General features: G+C 41.1%; 1 protein-coding gene and 1 pseudogene. One reads left to right on the top strand and one right to left on the bottom strand.

Translation table 11 applies throughout. The features are described 5' to 3' along the window. Positions 1-559: pseudogene (locus tag I2483_RS19065) on the top strand (amino acid degradation protein); the annotation flags it as partial. Between the two features lie 232 nt (positions 560-791). Here I2483_RS19065 and I2483_RS19060 read toward each other — a convergent pair. Continuing rightward, positions 792-1909: transposase (locus I2483_RS19060; protein ID WP_207278638.1), on the bottom strand; the 1118-nt coding region annotated here is incomplete at its 5' end.

Genomic DNA, 1909 nt, shown 5'->3' with positions numbered 1-1909 from the left:
CTTGCTAAAATTAGGGGCGAAGGAAGTTGAACGCTTGAAACAAGAAGCGCTCACTAATGAAGAGTGGGATGACCGTGAAAAGTCACTTCGCATCGTCGATAATTTGATGATTCAGTGCCAGGAACTTGCGCCGGCAACTGTACTTCTATACGCACCGCCGTACTATCCGGCCATTAACTCGTCGGATAACCCACTTGTAATCGAGTCGATTGAGTTGATGAAGAAAGCAGCGGAAAAGTTCGACAATACAGTCGAGCAGATCCATTACTTCAATGGCATCTGCGACCTAAGCTATGTGAACTACGAAGATGAAGCAAATGGCTGGGCTGCTTTCGAAAGCAACACGCCGGTATGGGGCGATACGTACAGCATTCCTTTCACTGAGATGGCTCAGCTGAAAGCACCCGTGCTTAATGTAGGTCCATTTGGAAAAGATGCACATCAGCGGACAGAGCGTTTGCATGTCGACAGTGCTTTCGTTGAAATGCCCGTCATGCTGGAAACGCTCGTGAAGAGCATGTATATCAAGAATGGCGAGTTGGAAGCTGTCGCAGAGTAATAGAAATGAATGACGGAGACCTTCGGAATTTGCGAGGGTCTTCGTTTTTGCATGAATTCACTTAAATACGTTATGTACTTACTATATAACCAGACAATTTAGAGGGGATTTCTTTCAAAATACATTTTTTTATTATTAAGTAAATGAATCGATTTCATAATGCGTACTTTTAAAAAATCATAAAGAAACAGAATTTGAAATGATTTCTTAAAAAAACGAATGAAATAGACGATTACGCTGTTGCGGATAGTTGAAGCTGTGTAAGACGATCAACCGCAAGTTTACTGGCATTGTACGCAATATGAACCAAGTCGAAATGAACTCTTGCTTTGACTCCGGTACAATGATAAATCTGATCTAGGAGAAAAAAGCCTTTTAGATAAGCATTTACACGTTCAACGGAACTTCGTTCCTTATAGATTTCACTCCATTTCATCGACCCACGTGCTGGTGCTGTGTAACGTCTTAAATCGTCAGTGATTTTCTTTTTATAGATTTTCTGACATAAACTGTCGTTAGCTAACGGGCAGTCCTTACATTCGTTTGGCCGTGTGTATTTCAGCGTTTTGTACTTCGCATCGAAGCTGTCGTAACGATAGGAATGTTCTCGCACACATGTGGGTGCGAAATACTCATCAAAACCTATTGGCTCGGGTTCGTTCTTCTTATTATAGGCAATGATAGATTGCGCTCCATTACGATAAATCTGTTCATAAATTGGTTGGTAGTCGTAACCAGCATCCATTGTCACATGTTTTATGTTCAATAACGGAAAGCGTTCATTAGTACCTTTTAATAATGGGATTGCAGCTTTTCCATCGTTAAGATTACCGGAAGAAAACAGAGATTGAAGAATGTATTGGCTTTTCGTCCCAACCGCCAGATGACATTTGAATCCGTACCAAAATACGTTTTTTCCTTCACTGTTCTTCTTTATCCCCCATTTTGGTTGTGTGGGCACAGATGAGCGAAGTTCCTTAAGCGATACATCAAGTTGGTCTGCAATTTTCTTTTCGTAGACCGGGAGATTCTCTTCTATTTCAGCTTTTTCAATTAGCCATTGTTCACGTTCTTCTTTCTTTTTACGTCCCCGTTTTTGGGGGTCTTTTTCAACCTTTTCTGATTTATATGGGGCCCGATCACGCGCTTTAACGTGCGTTGCATCAATGGCTATCGTTTCATCTGAGACGAAACCTTCTGATATAGCCTGAAGAAGTAGGCTTTCTTGAACAATTTCTAGCGCATCAGATTCGCTAATTAATGTAATCATACGTGAATAAGAAGCTTCGGATGGGATTTCATCTGATACCAAGAACCCACAATCAACTTTAAATCGTAAGTCTGTAGAGA

This window comes from Sporosarcina sp. E16_3 (assembly GCF_017347125.1).
Classification (GTDB): domain Bacteria; phylum Bacillota; class Bacilli; order Bacillales_A; family Planococcaceae; genus Sporosarcina.
The sequence above is the reverse complement of the archived record's forward strand: the minus strand, read 5'-3'. Positions and strand labels throughout refer to the sequence as shown.